This window comes from Actinoplanes sp. NPDC051537 (assembly GCF_055586105.1).
Window position 1 is genome coordinate 436,788 of sequence record NZ_JBVJIU010000004.1, and the last position, 15,352, is coordinate 452,139.

General features: G+C 72.0%; 14 protein-coding genes. 7 read left to right on the plus strand and 7 right to left on the minus strand.

The window, feature by feature from the left end:
• Positions 1-118: 118 nt before the first annotated feature.
• Positions 119-760 carry a response regulator transcription factor gene (locus tag ACZ6TB_RS11795; protein WP_465553330.1) on the minus strand — a complete coding sequence of 214 codons (642 nt, stop codon included), beginning with the start codon at positions 758-760 and terminating at the stop codon, positions 119-121.
• A 42-nt stretch (positions 761-802) separates the two neighbouring features.
• Between ACZ6TB_RS11795 and ACZ6TB_RS11800 the strand changes: the two genes are divergently transcribed.
• Entirely contained in the window at positions 803-1,954 is a 1,152-nt protein-coding gene (locus tag ACZ6TB_RS11800) for a class I SAM-dependent methyltransferase (RefSeq protein WP_465553332.1), read from the plus strand.
• A gap of 103 nt (positions 1,955-2,057) precedes the next feature.
• Here the strand turns inward: ACZ6TB_RS11800 and ACZ6TB_RS11805 are convergent, their stop codons facing one another.
• The gene (locus tag ACZ6TB_RS11805) at positions 2,058-2,894 is read right to left on the minus strand and encodes a hypothetical protein (RefSeq protein ID WP_465553334.1); all 837 of its coding nucleotides are present in this window, start codon (positions 2,892-2,894) and stop codon (positions 2,058-2,060) included.
• Positions 2,895-3,157: 263 nt separating this feature from the next.
• Here ACZ6TB_RS11805 and ACZ6TB_RS11810 point away from each other — a divergent pair, with 263 nt between their 5' ends.
• Positions 3,158-3,427, plus strand: a complete 270-nt coding sequence (locus ACZ6TB_RS11810) for a hypothetical protein (protein WP_465553336.1) — start codon at positions 3,158-3,160, stop codon at positions 3,425-3,427.
• Positions 3,428-3,456: 29 nt separating this feature from the next.
• Positions 3,457-4,239: a hypothetical protein gene (locus ACZ6TB_RS11815; RefSeq protein ID WP_465553337.1), complete on the plus strand. Its 783-nt coding sequence runs from the start codon at positions 3,457-3,459 to the stop codon at positions 4,237-4,239.
• Here ACZ6TB_RS11815 and ACZ6TB_RS11820 read toward each other — a convergent pair.
• Complete coding sequence (locus tag ACZ6TB_RS11820) at positions 4,216-4,560, minus strand: hypothetical protein (RefSeq protein WP_465553339.1); 345 nt, start codon at positions 4,558-4,560, stop codon at positions 4,216-4,218. The two genes, ACZ6TB_RS11815 and ACZ6TB_RS11820, sit on opposite strands and share 24 nt — an antisense overlap.
• A gap of 173 nt (positions 4,561-4,733) precedes the next feature.
• Between ACZ6TB_RS11820 and ACZ6TB_RS11825 the strand changes: the two genes are divergently transcribed.
• Both ACZ6TB_RS11825 and ACZ6TB_RS11830 read left to right on the plus strand, forming a co-directional pair.
• Positions 4,734-5,126, plus strand: coding sequence for a DUF6841 family protein (locus ACZ6TB_RS11825; RefSeq protein ID WP_465553341.1), 393 nt, complete (start codon positions 4,734-4,736; stop codon positions 5,124-5,126).
• The gene (locus tag ACZ6TB_RS11830; RefSeq protein ID WP_465553343.1) at positions 5,123-5,884 is read left to right on the plus strand and encodes an enoyl-CoA hydratase-related protein; all 762 of its coding nucleotides are present in this window, start codon (positions 5,123-5,125) and stop codon (positions 5,882-5,884) included. The genes ACZ6TB_RS11825 and ACZ6TB_RS11830 overlap by 4 nt, the downstream gene beginning before the upstream one ends.
• 94 nt (positions 5,885-5,978) lie before the next feature.
• Here ACZ6TB_RS11830 and ACZ6TB_RS11835 read toward each other — a convergent pair whose 3' ends face one another.
• Positions 5,979-6,920: a helix-turn-helix domain-containing protein gene (locus ACZ6TB_RS11835; protein WP_465553344.1), complete on the minus strand. Its 942-nt coding sequence runs from the start codon at positions 6,918-6,920 to the stop codon at positions 5,979-5,981.
• A gap of 70 nt (positions 6,921-6,990) precedes the next feature.
• Here ACZ6TB_RS11835 and ACZ6TB_RS11840 point away from each other — a divergent pair, with 70 nt between their 5' ends.
• Positions 6,991-7,962, plus strand: a complete 972-nt coding sequence (locus ACZ6TB_RS11840) for a saccharopine dehydrogenase NADP-binding domain-containing protein (RefSeq protein ID WP_465553346.1) — start codon at positions 6,991-6,993, stop codon at positions 7,960-7,962.
• A 209-nt stretch (positions 7,963-8,171) separates the two neighbouring features.
• On the opposite strand, the gene ACZ6TB_RS11845 is transcribed toward ACZ6TB_RS11840, so the two are convergent.
• Genes ACZ6TB_RS11845 through ACZ6TB_RS11855 form a run of 3 tightly spaced genes read right to left on the minus strand, consistent with a single transcriptional unit; the run spans position 8,172 to position 11,471 of the window.
• Complete coding sequence (locus tag ACZ6TB_RS11845; RefSeq protein WP_465553348.1) at positions 8,172-8,912, minus strand: class I SAM-dependent methyltransferase; 741 nt, start codon at positions 8,910-8,912, stop codon at positions 8,172-8,174.
• A complete protein-coding gene (locus tag ACZ6TB_RS11850; protein ID WP_465553350.1) occupies positions 8,909-9,490 on the minus strand; it encodes a hypothetical protein in 582 nt (193 codons plus the stop codon). Before ACZ6TB_RS11850 ends, ACZ6TB_RS11845 begins: the two co-directional genes overlap by 4 nt.
• A 22-nt stretch (positions 9,491-9,512) precedes the next feature.
• Positions 9,513-11,471 (minus strand): right-handed parallel beta-helix repeat-containing protein, encoded by a 1,959-nt coding sequence (locus ACZ6TB_RS11855; protein ID WP_465553352.1) that lies wholly within the window; start codon positions 11,469-11,471, stop codon positions 9,513-9,515.
• A gap of 273 nt (positions 11,472-11,744) precedes the next feature.
• Here ACZ6TB_RS11855 and ACZ6TB_RS11860 point away from each other — a divergent pair, with 273 nt between their 5' ends.
• Positions 11,745-15,263 carry a choice-of-anchor D domain-containing protein gene (locus ACZ6TB_RS11860; protein ID WP_465553354.1) on the plus strand — a complete coding sequence of 1,173 codons (3,519 nt, stop codon included), beginning with the start codon at positions 11,745-11,747 and terminating at the stop codon, positions 15,261-15,263.
• Positions 15,264-15,352 lie beyond the last annotated feature (89 nt).

Genomic DNA, 15,352 nt, shown 5'->3' on the forward strand with positions numbered 1-15,352 from the left:
GTGTGGCGGTTTTTCTTGTTGTTTTCGCTGGCAACCACCCCCCCCCCCCCCCTGCCCCCCCCCCCCCCCCCCCCCCCCCCCTCCTCCCCGCCCCCCCCCCCCCCCCCCCCCCGAGGCCCTACCGGTCGAGGAACTGCAGGACGGCCAGCACGCGGCGGTTGTCGTCCTCCGACGACTGGAGGCCCAGCTTCGCGAAGATGCTGTTGGTGTGCTTGGCCACGGCCTTCTCGGTGATGAACAGGGCGGCGCCGATGGCGGCGTTCGAGCGGCCCTGCGCCATGTGGGCGAGGACCTCGCGCTCGCGGGGGGTCAGCTGCGTCAGCGGTACGACACGCCGGTTGTCCAGCAGCTTGGCGACCACCGTCGGGTCCAGCGCGGTGCCGCCGGCGGCCACCCGGCGTACGGCGTCGATGAACTCGCCGATGTCGGAGACGCGGTCCTTGAGCAGGTAGCCGATGCCGCCGTTGCCGTCGGCCAGCAACTCCCGCGCGTAGAGCCGTTCGACGTACTGGGAGAGCACCAGGACCGGAAGCCCGGGAATCTCGGCCCGGGCGGCGAGCGCGGCCCGCAGCCCCTCATCGGTCTGCGTGGGCGGCAGGCGCACGTCGACCACGGCCACGTCGGGCCGCTCGCCGAGCAGCGACCGCAGCAGGTCGGGCCCGGTCCCGACGGCGGCGACCACCTCGAACTCGTACGCCTCGAGCATGCGGATGAGCCCGTCGCGCAACAGGGTCAGATCCTCGGCCACCACGACTCGCACTCGGCCACGGTAGCGGACGACACGATCTAGGCTGGTCCCGAGATGACCGACAGCGATGCCGAGTTGCTCGCCCGGCTGGACGGGCCCGGCGACTCCGAGACGATTGCCGAGCTGGCCCGTCGTGAGGTGCGCGACGCCGTCCCGAGGCTGCTCGAGCTGCTGCGCACGACCGACAACGCGGCCGTTCGCAACGCGGCGGCCCTCGCACTGTCGGATCTGGAGGTGCCGGAGGCGCTCGACGTCATCGCCGGGCTCTTGCGCGATCCGCGAACGGTGCGCGCCCGGGGCACCCTGCTCTACGCGCTCGGCACCGAGACGTACGACTGCCGGCCGATTCTGCCCTTGCTTCATGAACTGGCGGAGACCGGGAACTGGGAGGTCCGCGCCGGCGCGCGCGGGTTGATCGAGATGGCCGAGGAACGCGGATATCTGCTCGACAACCGGCAGGCCGAGGCGGGGACCCGGTTCGGCGCGCTCGGGACCCTGTTCAACCCGTCGACGTTCCGGCACATCGAGGCGTTCGGCATGGCGCCTGGGTGGCGCTGCTGGGAACTGGGCGCGGGCGGCCCGAGCGTGCCCGCCTGGCTGGTGGCGCGCGGCGGGGAGGTGCTCGCGACCGACATCGACACCTCGTGGCTGCCCACCGACGCCGGTTTCGAGGTGCGCCGGCACGACGTCGGCGCCGAGCCGCCGCCGGGGGAGGGCGCCTTCGATCTCGTGCACGCGCGCCTGGTTCTGGTGCACGTGCCGCAACGCGCGGACGCCCTCCGGTCCATGGTGGACGCTCTGAAACCGGGCGGCCGGCTGCTGGTCGAGGAGGCCGATCCGGCGATGCAGCCGCTGGTCTGCCCGGACGAGCGCGGGCCGGCCGAGCGCCTGGCCAACAAGCTCAAACGCGATTTCCGTACGCTCATGGCCGCCCGCGGCGCCGACCTGTCCTACGGGCGTACGCTCCCCGCGTCGTTGCGGGCGGCGGGACTGACCGGCGTCGAGGCCGACGCGTACTTCCCGATGACCGGACCGGCCTGCACCCTCCTCGAGCGAGCCACCGTGGAGCAGATCCGCGACCGGCTCGTCGACGCCGGCCTGGCCACCGACGACGAGATCGACGAGCATCTGGGCAATGTGGAGGACGGCGTGCTCGACCTCGCCACGTCGCCGATGGTCTCGGCGTGGGGGCGTAAACCGCTCTAGACACCTCCTCCTGCTTCGAAATCGGCCGCAACGCTCGACCGCGGCCACGCCCTCGGCCGGGGTTCGGTCAGCCGGCGACCAGCTTCTGCCACGGTGACGTCGGTCAGGGCCGGGCAGCCGCGCGGGCCAGGGCCACCGCGCCGCCGGCCAGGTCGAGCTTGGCCAGGGTCTGGCCGATCAGCGGGTCGGGGTTCGAGTACTGGTTCGCGGCGATCGCCGCGACCCACGCCGTGATCCGGTCGCCGAGCAAGCCGGCGGGGGCGGCGGCCAGGGCCGCGAACTGGTCCTCGATGGTGGCCGCCGGGTCGAGGGCGGCGCACAGCGCGGCCAGGTCGGCGACGTCGGGCAGCAGGGCGCCGCCGTGCCGGGTGCTGTCGCCGTCGAACAGGGCGGTCAGCACGTCGTCCCCGGTTCGCGGCTGGGGCAGCAGCAGGGACAGCACGTTCTCGAGCAGCAGCCGGGACCCGGCGACGGCCGCCGCCTCGGGGCCGCACTCGCCGGCTGGCGTCATCTGCCGGGACAGCCAGACGAGGAAGTCGCGGCGGCCGTCGGCGAGTCCCTGCACGGCCGCCTGGGCCTGGGCCGCGAGGGCGGGCGGCACCGGCGGGGCGGGCATCGCCGCGGCGGCCGCGCCGAGCCGCTGCTTCGGGCCGCCGGGGTCGTCCCAGCCGTCCTGCAGCAGCCGGGCGACGGTGTCGAAGCTCTGCTGGAGGTCGTGCGGCGTGCGGCCGACCAGGTCGGTGATGTCGACCTGGACCTGCCCGAGGTTCGTCACGTGCGGGTGGAAGGCGAACCAGTTGAGCTTCCAGGCGACGATGACGGTGTTGGTCTCGCCGCCCGGCCCGGGGCTGTCCCTGGTGACGGTGTCCATCGCGCAGCCGGAGGTCAGCTGCCCGGACGGGGCGAGCCACTCGGCGATCCGGATCGGCCCCGGGACCAAGCCGGCCCCACACCTTCGTCTCCCAGGTCTCCCGGGCGCGGTTCTGCGCCGCGACGCCGAGCGTGGACACCGTGTCGCGGTAGTTCTCGATCAGCGCGGCGAACAGCGGGGCCGAGTTCCGGGCGAGGGCGGTGCGGGCCGCGTCGTACCGCGCCCCGACGCCGGCGATGCTCTGCCGCCGCGGATCGCCGTTAGTGGCCAGCTCGGGCCACTCGCCGCCGAGCTGGGCGTAGGACAGCGCCGAGATCGACCACAGTTGCGGGTTGGGCAGCGGCGCGAGGTCGGACGGCGAGGTGGTGTCGGCGGTCAGGGCCGGCAGCTTCCGGTCGGTCAGCACCCGGTTGAGGAAGCTGACGTTGTCGCAGAGCGGCCCGGCCAGCTCGGCGGCCAGGGCGGCGTTGTCGGTCGGGCGGCCGGCCAGCGGCTGGTTGATGGCGTCCCGCACGTTGTCGGTCGCCCAGGTGAAGAAGCCCGCCGCGTACTCGTTGAACTGGGCCTGGCTCATCGCCTGCCCGTTGTTGCGCGCCGCGTAGTCCAGGCCCGCGTTGATGCAGACCAGCAGTTGCTCGCGCTCGGCCGCCTGCATGTAGGTGACCAGTTGCCGGCCCAGCCGGTCGATCGAGACCTGCGCCGTCACCATCTGCCGCTGGAGGGTGTCGACCTCGGCCAGCGTCAGGTTCACCGCCGTGCTGATCCGGTTGAGGGTGCTCGACAGGTCGGTGTAGATCTGGTCGAGGTGGATGTCGACCTGGTGGAACTGGTCGACGATGTCGGTGTGCAGGTCGTCGAGCGAGTGCTGGAGCTGGCCGACCTGCTGGAGGATCTGCTCCTCGGGCGAGGGCTCGGCCGGTCCGAAGAGATCGATGAGCCCGACCACCGCGGCGATGATGTTCCGGTGGCCGCGGCGGTGCCCAAGCGCGGACGCGGCCGTGAGCAGCTTGTCCGTCATTCCCGCGGCCGCGGTGACGAGGGCCGAGACCTGTTGGGCGACATTGATGACCGCATCGGCCGTACGGGTGATCTGCAGCGCGTTGAGCTGCCCCTGCGTCTGTGTGATGGCCGCGTTGACGCCGTCGATGCCGGCGTTGACCGCTTCCAGGATGTTGGCGTCGGCCTCGACCAGGACGCTGTCGTCCAGGTTGACGGTGATGGTGAGGTTGTCGAACACCTGCGGGAAGCCCTTGACGACGGCGCCCGGCGAGGGATCGACGACGTCCGTCCGGCGGCGGCGAGGTCGTGCCACACGACGGCGGCCGGCGCGCCGAAGCCGGGCAGCGCGTGCATCACGCCGGCGAGCTGCCCGCAGATCTCGTCGGTGCTGTCATCGAGGCTCCGCACCAGCTGATAGCTCGTGTCGAACCCGTAGGTGGCCCGGCTGCCGGCCACGATGTCGGCCACCATGGGCGCCCAGCCCGTCCCGCGCGACGTCGTCCGGATCGAGCGGCCCGCGGCCCTGATCGATCAGCTTGGCCAGCTCGGTCCGCCGGTCGATCGCCGCGTGCGCGCGGTCTTCCGCCGACGCCGTCCCGTTCGAGCTCGCCCAGGCGGCGATCACCGCCTGCGCCTCGGCCAGGAACCGCGCCCGCTTCACCGGATCGGGAAACGCGGCCCGCACGGCGGCCGCGAAGAGCCGCCCGTCGTCCGGCGTGACCAGGATGCCAGCCACGGCGCCCTCCCTCGGCGTTGAGGTGACCGTTGCCGACCCGCCCGCCAGTGTTGGCCCGCGGCGATCCCGGGGGCAACGTCGCAATCCGCGGTCCGTGCCCGGCATTCGCCCGCGTCCCTGTCATTGATTTCGAAGCAGGAGGAGCAGCGCGCGAAGCAGTAGGGTCGGCGGTTGTGGACAAGGACGACATCGAGGGCTGGTTCGGCGAATACCTTGCGGCCTACGCCGCCTGCGGGCGGGGTGAGCGGGAGACCGCCTCGCTGCTCGCCTACTACGGTGTACCGCTGCTGATCACGACCGGCTCGGGATACTTTCCGCTCGCCTCGGCCGAGCAGGTGGTCGCGGGGGTCGGGCCGCAGATCGAGGCCATGCGGGCGGCCTCCTACGACCACACCGACACGCTCGGCGTCGATGTCACGGTCCTCAATGCGACCTCGGCCCTCGTGCGGGGGACGTTCTCGTGGCGGCGGGCGGACGGGGGCGAGATCCAGCCGCTCACGGCGACCTATCTGGTGACCGGCGGGGGCGACGGGCGGCGCATCTCGGTGCTGGCCGTGCACGGATGAGCGACGTCGAGGTCGTCGAGCACGGTCTCGTGACCGAGATCCGGCTCGATCGGGGCGGCGCGGGCAACGCGCTCTCGACCGGGCTGGCCCGGGAACTCGCGGCGGCGGCCCGGGCGACGGCGGGCGCGCGGGCGGTGGTGCTCAGTTCGGCGGCGCCGGGCGCGTTCTGCGTGGGCGCCGACCTGAAGGAGCGCGACCGTCTCACCGACGGCGACTTCATGTCCCAGCGCCTCATATTCCGAGAAGCATTTGCGGCCGTACGGGATCTGCCGGCGCCCGTCGTCGCGGCGGTGCACGGGCACGCGCTCGGCGGCGGTTTCGAGCTCGCCCTGTCCTGTGACCTGATCGTCGCCGACGAGACCGCCGTCGTGGGGCTGCCCGAGGTGCGGGTCGGGATCGTGCCGGGCGGCGGCGGGACCCAGCTGCTCCCCCGCCGGGCCGGGGCCGCGGTGGCCGCCGACCTGATCCTGACCGGGCGGCACGTGCGGGCCGAGGAGGCGTTGCGGCTCGGCCTGATCGACCGGCTCGTGGCGGCCGGCGGCGACGTCGAGGCGGCGCTCGAGCTGGCCGGGCAGATCGCCGCCAACTCGCCGGTCGCGGTGGCCAACGCGCGCCACGCGATCCGCCGGGGCTTCGACGTGGATCTGGCCGCGGGGCTCGACATCGAGGACTCCGCCTGGCGGGCCACGGTCTTCTCGGACGACCGCCGGGAGGGCGTGCGGGCGTTCGTCGAGCGGCGCCGCCCGCAGTGGCCCTGAGCGCACGCCGCGGGCCCGCCCGGCGGCCGCGCGCGGAGGGTGACCACGACGGCGCCGGGCCGAACGCACGGGACCGGCGGTCGATCCCGTATCTCTAACTGCTCTGGAACGTCTTCCGGTAAGCCGCCGGCGAAACGCCCACCGTGCGCTGGAAATGGCGGCGGAGGCTGGTCGCGGTGCCCATTCCGGTGGCCCGCGCGATGGCGTCGATGCTGTCGCCGGTGGTTTCGAGGAGCTCCTGGGCGCGGCGGATTCGCTGGGTCAGCAACCATTGCAGGGCGGTCGTGCCGGTGGCCGCGCGGAACCGGCGGCCCAGGTGGCGGGTGCTCAGGTTGGCGCGGCGGGCCAGATCGTCGACGGTGAGCGGCCGATCGAGGCGCTCCGACGCCCACGCCAGCAGCTCGCTGAACGGGCGGTCGCGCGAATCCGGAACGGGCGTCGCGACGAACTGCGCCTGGCCGCCGGGGCGATGCGGCGGGACCACCAGTTTGCGGGCGATCGCATTGGCCACCGACGATCCGTGGTCGGTGCGCACGAGATGCAGGCAAAGGTCGAGTGCGGCGGCCTTTCCGGCCGAGGTGAGCACGCTGCCGTCGTCGACGTAGAGGACATCGGGATCGACGTCGATCGCCGGATATCGGGCGGCGAGCGCGTCGGCGTAGAGCCAGTGGGTGGTGGCGCGGCGGCCGTCGAGCAGGCCGGCGGCGGCGAGGACGAACGCGCCGGTGCAGAGGGAGGCGACGCGGGCGCCGCGGGCGTGGGCGTCGCGGAGGGCGGCGACCAGGTCGGCGGGCGGGTCGGCGCCGAGGTCGGCCCAGCCGGGGACGATCACGGTGTGCGCCTCGGCCAGGCGGTCCAGGGGCCAGTCCGGCTCGATCCGGAAGCGGCCGTCGGCGCAGACCGGCCCGGCGCCGCAGATGACCAGGTCGTACCAGCCGGCCGTGCCCTCCGGCGGCACCGAGTGGAACAGCTCGTAGGCCATGGCCAGCTCGAACTGGAGGATGCCGTCGGCGATCGCCACCGCTACCGTGCGCATGTCCGGAACTGTACGCACCTCGTCGTTCCGGACACTCGCGGGTCGAGCCCGAGCGCCGGATGATCGAGGCATGGGATCCGCGGTGGTGGTTTACGGTGCATATGGGCATACCGGGCGGTTCGTCGTCGCGGAGCTGGTGGCGCGGGGGTTTGCCGCGATTCCGGCGGGGCGCGATCCGGGCCGGTTGCGCGACTGGGCGGGGTTCGCGTCGCGGGTAGCGGCGGTCGATGACGTGGCGGCGCTCGATCGGGCCCTGGCCGGCGCCGATGCGGTGATCAACTGCGCGGGGCCGTTCGCGGTGACGGCCGCGCCGCTGATCGCGGCGGCGATGCGGGCCGGGATCCCGTACGTCGATGTCGCGGCCGAGATCGAGGCCAACGCCGACACGTTCCGGGTCTTCGGGCCGCGCGCCGGGACGGCCGTGGTGCCGGCGATGGCGTTCTTCGGCGGCCTCGCGGATCTGCTGGTGTCGGCCGCGATCGGCGACGAGGACGCCGACGAGATCGAGGTGGCGTACGGCCTCGAGAGCTGGCATCCGACGGCCGGAACCCGGGCCGCGGGCCGGGTCTCGCACGACCGGCGGGCCGGGCGGCGGGTCCGCTACGCCGGGGGTGCGCTGCGGTACCACGACGACCCGCTGCCCACCCAGACCTGGGATTTCCCGGTGCTCGGGGAACGGGAGGTCCTCGCCGAGTTCGCGATGGCCGACGTCGTGACCGTGCCGAGCCACCGCAACGTTCCGAGCGTGCGCACCTACATGACGACCGCCGCGGCGCACGATCTCGCCACGGCCGAGGTGGCCGCCGAGCGCGTCGCGGAACGGTTCGTCGTCGAGGTCGTCGCGCGGCAGGGCTCGGCCGAGAAGCGGGCGGCCGCGTCCGGCCGGGACATCTACGCGGTCAGCGCGCCCCTCGCGGTCGAGGCCGTCGACCGGATATTGACCGGCCGCACCCGCACGACCGGCGTCGCCTCGGCGGGCGCGATGTTCGACGCGCGGGACTTCCTGGCCGCGCTCGCCCCGCACCTGACGGTCACCATCTAGACCAGCACCGACCGGTTGGTCTGCCCTGTCCGATCCACGGCAAGACCCTGCGACCCGTGCGCACCACCCATGATGTCGGCGATCGCGCCGCCGCCCGCGTCTCGTCGGGCACGCCACCGGCCGCGTCGGCCAGCCGGGTGCCCTCCTCGGCCAGGGCTGCGGCGGAGCTCCGCGGCAGTAGACCTGCACCACGACCGGGGGCGAGGCGGTCATGCGCGGGCCGCCTCGATGAGGAAACGGTGCGAGCGCACGCGGAACTCGCCGGTCGCGCGGATGCGCTCGTCGATGCGGCGCAGCGGCTCGCGACAGCGGTCGGCCGTGAAGCCGGGGATCTGCCACGGGACGGCCCGCAACTGGTAGACCAGCGCCCCGATGTCGTGAAAAACGAAGGACGGCCATTCCTCCCGTACGTCCGAGACCGTCAGGCCCGCGGCGACCAGCGCCCCGGCCGCGACGTCCGCGTTCCACAGCGCCGGATAGGCCGGTGGCGCGCCCAGCGCCTCGTTGATGGCCGCGCAGTCGTCGCTGCCGACCTGCTGGGTGAGGAGCCGGCCGCCGGGGGAGAGGACCCGAGCTGTCTCGGTCGCGTCCAGCCGGCCGTGGCGGTTCAGCACCAGATCGGCCGAGCGGTCGCGGGCCGGCAGCGTCCGGCCGGGGGCGAAACGCACCTCGACGCCGAGCGGGGCGAGGCGGTCGCGGGCCACGGCGACGTTCGGCTCCCAGCCCTCGGCCGCGATCGTGCGCGCGGGCAGCGGCGCGAGGGAGGCCAGCAGCTCGCCGCCGCCGGTGTCGACGTCGAGCAGGCTCGCGGCGCCGGCGATCAGCTCCCGGGCGCGGCCGGGATAGGACCAGGACGGGTCGGAACCCGAGGCGCGGCCCGCCAGCCAGGCGAAGTCCCAGCCGCTCAGCGGGACGTCCAGCGCCTCGGCCACCAGCCGGTCGAACGTCACGACCGCTCGAAATCGGGGTCGCCGGCGAACTCGACGTCACCGGGGGCGACCTCGACGATGCCGCCGGGGGTGCGGAGCCGGTAGGTGAGCGGGTCGTACCCGGTGGAGGCGATCGGGAAGACCTCGCCGGTGCGCAGGCGGACGCGGACGCCGGGCATGTAGCCGGAGGCGCCGTCCAGGGGCGGGACGACCGGGTCGCGCCAGTGCGGGACGGTGTGGTGGGCGGCGACGAGCAGCTCCATCGGGTGGTGGTACTCGTCGGCCTCGGTGCGGACCTCGAAACCGGCCGCGGTCAGGACGGTCCGGATCGCCTCGTTCATCGCCTCGACCACGACGCCCTGATAGCTCAGCGCGATGTGCAGGTCGTCGCCGCGGTAGGCGCCGCGGCGCAGCACGGCCATCGCCGCCGACGCCAGCTCCGGGCCGGGACGCCAGGTCACCCACACGCCGTCGGCCGTGCTCAGGCGGACGCCGCCGTCCTCCCCGTCCGGGGCGAGCAGCGGCAGCCCGGCGGCGGCCAGCTCGTCCCGGACGAGGTCGGCGAGATCGGCGAGGTCAGCGAGATCCTTCGATGTCACGGCGTCACCGTAGCGGAGGGGCCTACCAGACGCGTACGCGTTTCGCGCCCGCGCCGAGCGCCGCGATCGGACCCGCCGCGCCGGCCGTCCTGCGCTCGCCGGTCAGGTCGACGTCCATCACCGCGGGGGAGCCGTCCGGCTCCTCGAAGTCGGCGTCGGCGAACCGTACGCGCGGCAGATCGCGCCCGGTCACCACCGCCACCGTGGCCGCGTCGAACTCCGCCGGCAGCTCGGTGACGAGGTAGACCTCGGCGCCCTCGTCGGCGATCGACGCGCTGCCCGCCTCGAGGACCAGCGGCGTGGGCTCGCCGGCGAACGGCCGCGCGCCGGCCGCGTACACGTTGCCCTGCGCGTACATCGGCTGCTCCAGGGCCAGGAACCGCTTGTGGTCGCCCGGCGGCCGGGCCGCGATGCGCGCCATGTACTCCTCGAACGAGGCCGGGAAGCCGTCGTAGCCGGCGGTCCCGGCGAACGGCGTGCCCTCGCCCTCGGCGTCCGGGCCGTAGGCGGCCGCGGGATCGCCGCCCACGAAGAGGTTGCCGAACCACCGGTCGTCGCCGCCGACGATGACCGCGTAACCGGCGACCTGGGTGCTGTGCGGGCGGTGGTACGGGGTGGCCCGGTCGTTGACGGCCTCGAGCCGCACGGTGCCGCAGATCAGGTTGTTCACGTAGGCGCCGCCCTGGCTGAACGACTCGACCGCGGCCGGCGACGCCAGGACGTTGTGCTCGACCAGGTAGGGGCCGTGCGAGACCTCGACGAACAGGTCGCGGCTGTTGCCGTAATACAGGTTGCGCGAGACCCGGGTGCCCTGCGTCTGCCAGTCCAGCCAGGTGCCGAGCGTGCAGTCGTGGATGCGGTTGTGCCGGATCGTGACGTCGATGGCGGCGTGCAGCTTGATGCCACCGATCTCGTAGCCGTAGTACTCGTACTTGGTCGCGATGTTGTAGATGTGGTTGTCCTCGATGGTCGAGAACACGCAGCCCAGATGGCCGACGATGCCGTTCTGCCCGCAGTCGTGGATGGTGTTGCGGCGGATCACGTGCGAGCCGATGTGCTCTTTGTCCCACCCGATCTGCCGCGCCGAGAAGACGGACTCGAGCTGGTACTGATAACCGGGCTTGTCGCCGCGCGTGGTGGCGTAGTTGTGGCCGGTCGTCGACTCCTTGCCGATCGAGACGGCCGAGCACTTGGCGTCGTGGATGTCGTTGTCCTCGATGACCCAGCCCTTGGCCCAGTTCGGTCCGATCAGGCCGGGCTGGTCGGCGGTGGGCGGGGTCCAGGGACAGGCCGCCTGGCAGAGCTCGAATCCGCGTACGGTGACGTAGTCGATGTGGTTCTTCTCGGGATAGAACACCGAGCGCCGTACGTTGATCTCGACCAGCTCGGCGTTGGGATCGGCGCCCTGGAAGTTGGCCCAGATCGTCGTGTCGTCGGCGGCCACCTCGGCGTACCAGACCAGCTCGGTTTGGTCCTGATTTTTCGCCTTTACTCGGATATTTGTCCAGTCGTCGACGAAGTCGGCCCGGCGCGCCGCGGTGGTCACGTCTTCGCGCGTCGCGACCTCGTAGAAGCTCAGACCGTTGAGATAGACGTCCCCGAGGTGCTTGCGAGGCGCGTCGTTGCGGTAGACGATCCAGTCCCCGGCGATCTCCTCGGCGAACGGGTTGAAGTCGCCGAACAGCGCGTTCGGCACCGTCGCCCGCCACACCGAGCCGTCCTCGCGGGCCCAGCCGGTGATCCGCTCCGAGCCCTTGATCACGACATGCTCGCCGGGCGCCGCCTCGTAGGTGATCCGCCTGGTGTCGCTGAGGCCGCCGCGCCGCGGCTTGACCCATTCCCGGTACTCACCGGCGTGCACGACCACGGTGTCCCCGGCGCGGGCGTCCGCCGCGGCCCGGTTGATCGTGCGGAACGGGCGCTCCGGGGAGCCGTCGCCGCTGTCCGAGCCGGTGGTCGACACATGGAGCACGAAAGTCATCTCGTCGCCCTTCCTCGCTTCGATCTCTCCCGCACAGTCTGATCCGCCGCCGCCGGGCCCGAGTCAAAACCCCCTCGCTCCGAGTCTTCCGGCTGCCGATTCAAAAGTTGCAAAGACTTGTCTCAATATTGCGCGATCATGTCCGGGACGTTACGGTCCACTTAGTTCCTCAGCGTGTCCCCCGCCACATGCGCCCACGGCCTCCCGTCCCCTTCCGAGGCCGAGTTCGGCATGGGCGACATTCCCCGGTCGCTCGTCGAAAGTGAGCAACAGATGTCCAGACGAAGGCTCGGCGCCGCACTCACCGGCGCCGCCCTGCTCGGCACCGCGCTGACCGTCGCGTACGGCTCGCCCGCCCTCGCCGCCGCCACCGGTGGCGTGGGCGCGACCCTGCCGTACGTGCAGGTCCAAGCGGAGAACGCCACGACGAACGGCTCGATCATCGGGCCGTCGGCCGCCTACAACACGCTGGCCGCCGAGGCGTCGTACCGGAAGGCCGTGACCCTCGGCGCCGGGCAGTACGTCGAGTTCACCACCCCGGTGGCCACCAACTCGATCGTCTTCCGCTACAGCATCCCGGACTCCTCCGGCGGCTCGGTCTACACGACGCCGATCAACTTCTCGGTCAACGGCGCGGCGTCCTCGGCGTTCACGCTGACCAATGCGTACAGCTGGTTCTACGGCGGCTACCCGTTCTCGAACTCGCCGGGCAGCAACCCGCACCACTTCTACGACGAGACGCACCGGCTGTTCCCGACCACGTACCAGGCCGGCACCAAGTTCCGGTTGACGGCGACGACGAACACCACGATCGACTTCGCCGACTTCGAGTCGGTGGCGGGGGCGCTCTCGCAGCCGGCCGGCTCGGTCTCGGTGACCAGCAAGGGCGCCGACGCGTCCGGTGCGGCCGATTCCACCGCGGCGTTCAACTCGGCCATTCAAGCGGCCGGATCCGGGGGTACGGTGTGGATCCCCGAGGGCACCTTCAAGATCCCCGGGCACATCGCCGTCAACAACGTCACCATCAAGGGCGCCGGCATGTGGCGCTCGACGGTGACCGGCGCGGCCCCCGGCTTCTACGGCAACGACGCGCCGAACGCGAGCACCGGCGTGCACCTGGCCGACTTCGCGATCTTCGGTGACGTCCAGGAGCGCAACGACAGCGCGCAGGTCAACGGGGTCGGCGGGGCGATGAGCAACTCGACCGTCGAGCGGCTGTGGATCGAGCACGACAAGGTCGGCGCCTGGATGGACGGGCCGATGGACAACCTCGTCTTCTCCGGCATGCGCATCCGCAACGTGACGGCCGACGGCGTCAACTTCCACAAGGGCGTCACGAACTCCAAGGTCACCAACTCGGACATCCGCAACACCGGTGACGACGGGCTGGCGACCTGGGCCGAGGCGGTGGCCGACGCGAACGACTCGTTCGACCACAACACGGTGCAGTATCCGATCCTCGCCAACGGCATCGCGATCTACGGCGGTCACGACAACTTCGTCACCGACAACCGCGTGATCGACTCGGGCCTCACCCAGGGTGGCGGCATCCACGTGGCGCAGCGTTTCGCGTCCACCACCCTCGGGCGTACGGACGTGCTCCGCAACACGATCATCCGGTCCGGCAGCCTCGACCCGAACTGGCAGTTCGGCGTGGGCGCGCTCTGGTTCGACGCCCGGGACGGCGCGATGACCGGCCTCACGAACGTCGACAACGTGCTGATCCAGCAATCGCCGTTCGAGGCGATCCAGTTCGTCTCCGGCTCGCAGATCTCGAACGTGAAGATCAACAACGCGACGATCCAGAACACGGGTTCGTACGTCGTGCAGGAGCAGGTGGGCGGATCGGCGACCATCTCGAACTCGACCGCCACCGGGACGCTCGGGCCGGCCGCCATCTACAACTGTGGCGTCGGCTTCACGCTGACCGACGGCGGCGGGAACTCCGGCATCTTCGGGTCCACCGGCTGCACCCAGGTGATGAACCCGCCATTCCCGCCCTATCTCCCGGACAACGGGTCGCTGATCTCGATCAGCCCGACGACGCTCGGGTTCGGGACCGTGGCCACCGGGTCGACGAGCGCGGCGCAGAACGTGACGGTCACCAACTCGGGCACGGCGGCGGCTCCCGTCTCCGGCGTCTCGGTCACCGGCGACTTCTCGCAGACGAACACGTGCGGTTCGTCGATCGCGGCCGGCGGGTCCTGCACGGTGAGCGTCCGGTTCGCACCGACCGCCACCGGCTCGCGCGCCGGCAACCTCACGGTGACGGCGTCCGGCATCACCAACACGATCCCGCTCTCCGGCAGCGGCGTCGCGCCCGGCCCGATCCTGTCCGCCTCGCCGTCCTCGCTCACCTTCGCGGGCACGATCGTCGGCGGCACCTCGGCCTCGCAGACGGTGACGGTCACCAACTCGGGCACGACGGCGGCCTCGGTCTCCGGCGTCACCGCGAGCGGTGACTATGCGCAGACCAACACCTGCGGGGCCCTCGCGGTGGGTGCCTCCTGCACGGTCACCGTCACCTTCAAACCCACGGCGGCCGGTACGCGGACCGGTAGCATTTCGATCGCGTCGAACGCCAACAACAACCCCGCCACGATCGCGCTCTCCGGCAGCGGCATCGGCTCCACGACGAACATCGCGGCGGGCCGGCCGGCCACCGCTTCGTCCCAGGTCAACGCCACCCAGGCCGCTTCCACGGCGACCGACGGCGACGCGAACACGTACTGGGAGAGCAACAACAACGCGTTCCCGCAGTGGCTGCAGGTCGACCTCGGTTCCGCGTACAACGTCGGGAAGGTGACCTTGAAGTTGCCGCCCTCGACCGCGTGGGGCACCCGCACCCAGACGCTGTCGGTCCTGACCAGCACCGACGGGTCGTCCTTCGGCACCGCGGCGGGCTCGGGCACCTACACGTTCAACCCGGCGTCGGGCAACACCGCCTCGATCACCGTGCCGGGCACCTCGGCCCGGTACGTGCGGGTCAACATCACCGCGAACTCGGGCTGGCCGGCCGGCCAGGTCTCGGAGCTCGAGGTCTACCCGAGTGGTGGCGGGACGACCCCGGCGCCGTCGCTCTCCGCGTCGCCGGCCTCGCTCACGTTCGGCACCCAGGCGCTGAACACCACGAGCGCGGGTCAGGCCGTCACCGTCACCAACGGTGGCAACGCCGCTGCCTCGTCACTGGCGGTGTCGGTATCCGGTGACTACGCGCAGTCCTCGAACTGCGGGACCTCGCTGGCGGCGGGCGCCTCCTGCACGGTCACGGTCACCTTCCGGCCGACCGCGTCCGGCACCCGGACGGGCACGCTCTCGGTGTCGGGCGGCGGCTCGAGCACGGCGGTCGCCCTGGCCGGCACCGGCGCGGGCACGACCAGCACGAACCTGGCCGCCGGCAAGCCCACGGGCGAGTCCAGCCACACGGACGTCTACCCGTCGTCGAACGTGACGGACAGCGACCAGAACACGTACTGGGAGAGCGCGAACAACGCGTTCCCGCAGTGGGTGCAGGTGGATCTCGGCTCGGCCCAGAGCGCGAGCCGGGTGATGCTGCAGATCCCGGCCGGCTGGGGTGCCCGCACCGAGACGCTGTCGGTGCTGGGCAGCACGGACGGCTCGACCTGGACGACGCTCAAGGCATCGGCCGGGTACGCCTTCAGCCCGTCCGCGGGCAACGCGGTGACGATCACGTTCGGCGCGTCCACCCAGCGGTACTTCCGCCTGAACATCACCGGTAACACGGGATGGCCGGCCGGCCAGATCTCCGGCTTCCAGGTCTGGAACAGCTGACAGTTTCCCTCCTAGTTACGCGGCGGCCCGGGGTGCGTTCAGCGCCCCCGGGCCGCTGTCGTGCGCGGCAGAGAGGAGACCTAGCCTCC

Coding starts and splice junctions, on each gene's coding strand:
- ACZ6TB_RS11830 (WP_465553343.1), top strand. CDS start 5,123: ATGAGCGACGTCGAGGTCGTCGAGCACGGTCTCGTGACCGAGATCCGG.
- ACZ6TB_RS11855 (WP_465553352.1), bottom strand. CDS start 11,471: ATGACTTTCGTGCTCCATGTGTCGACCACCGGCTCGGACAGCGGCGAC.
- ACZ6TB_RS11840 (WP_465553346.1), top strand. CDS start 6,991: ATGGGATCCGCGGTGGTGGTTTACGGTGCATATGGGCATACCGGGCGG.
- ACZ6TB_RS11800 (WP_465553332.1), top strand. CDS start 803: ATGACCGACAGCGATGCCGAGTTGCTCGCCCGGCTGGACGGGCCCGGC.
- ACZ6TB_RS11860 (WP_465553354.1), top strand. CDS start 11,745: ATGTCCAGACGAAGGCTCGGCGCCGCACTCACCGGCGCCGCCCTGCTC.
- ACZ6TB_RS11835 (WP_465553344.1), bottom strand. CDS start 6,920: ATGCGCACGGTAGCGGTGGCGATCGCCGACGGCATCCTCCAGTTCGAG.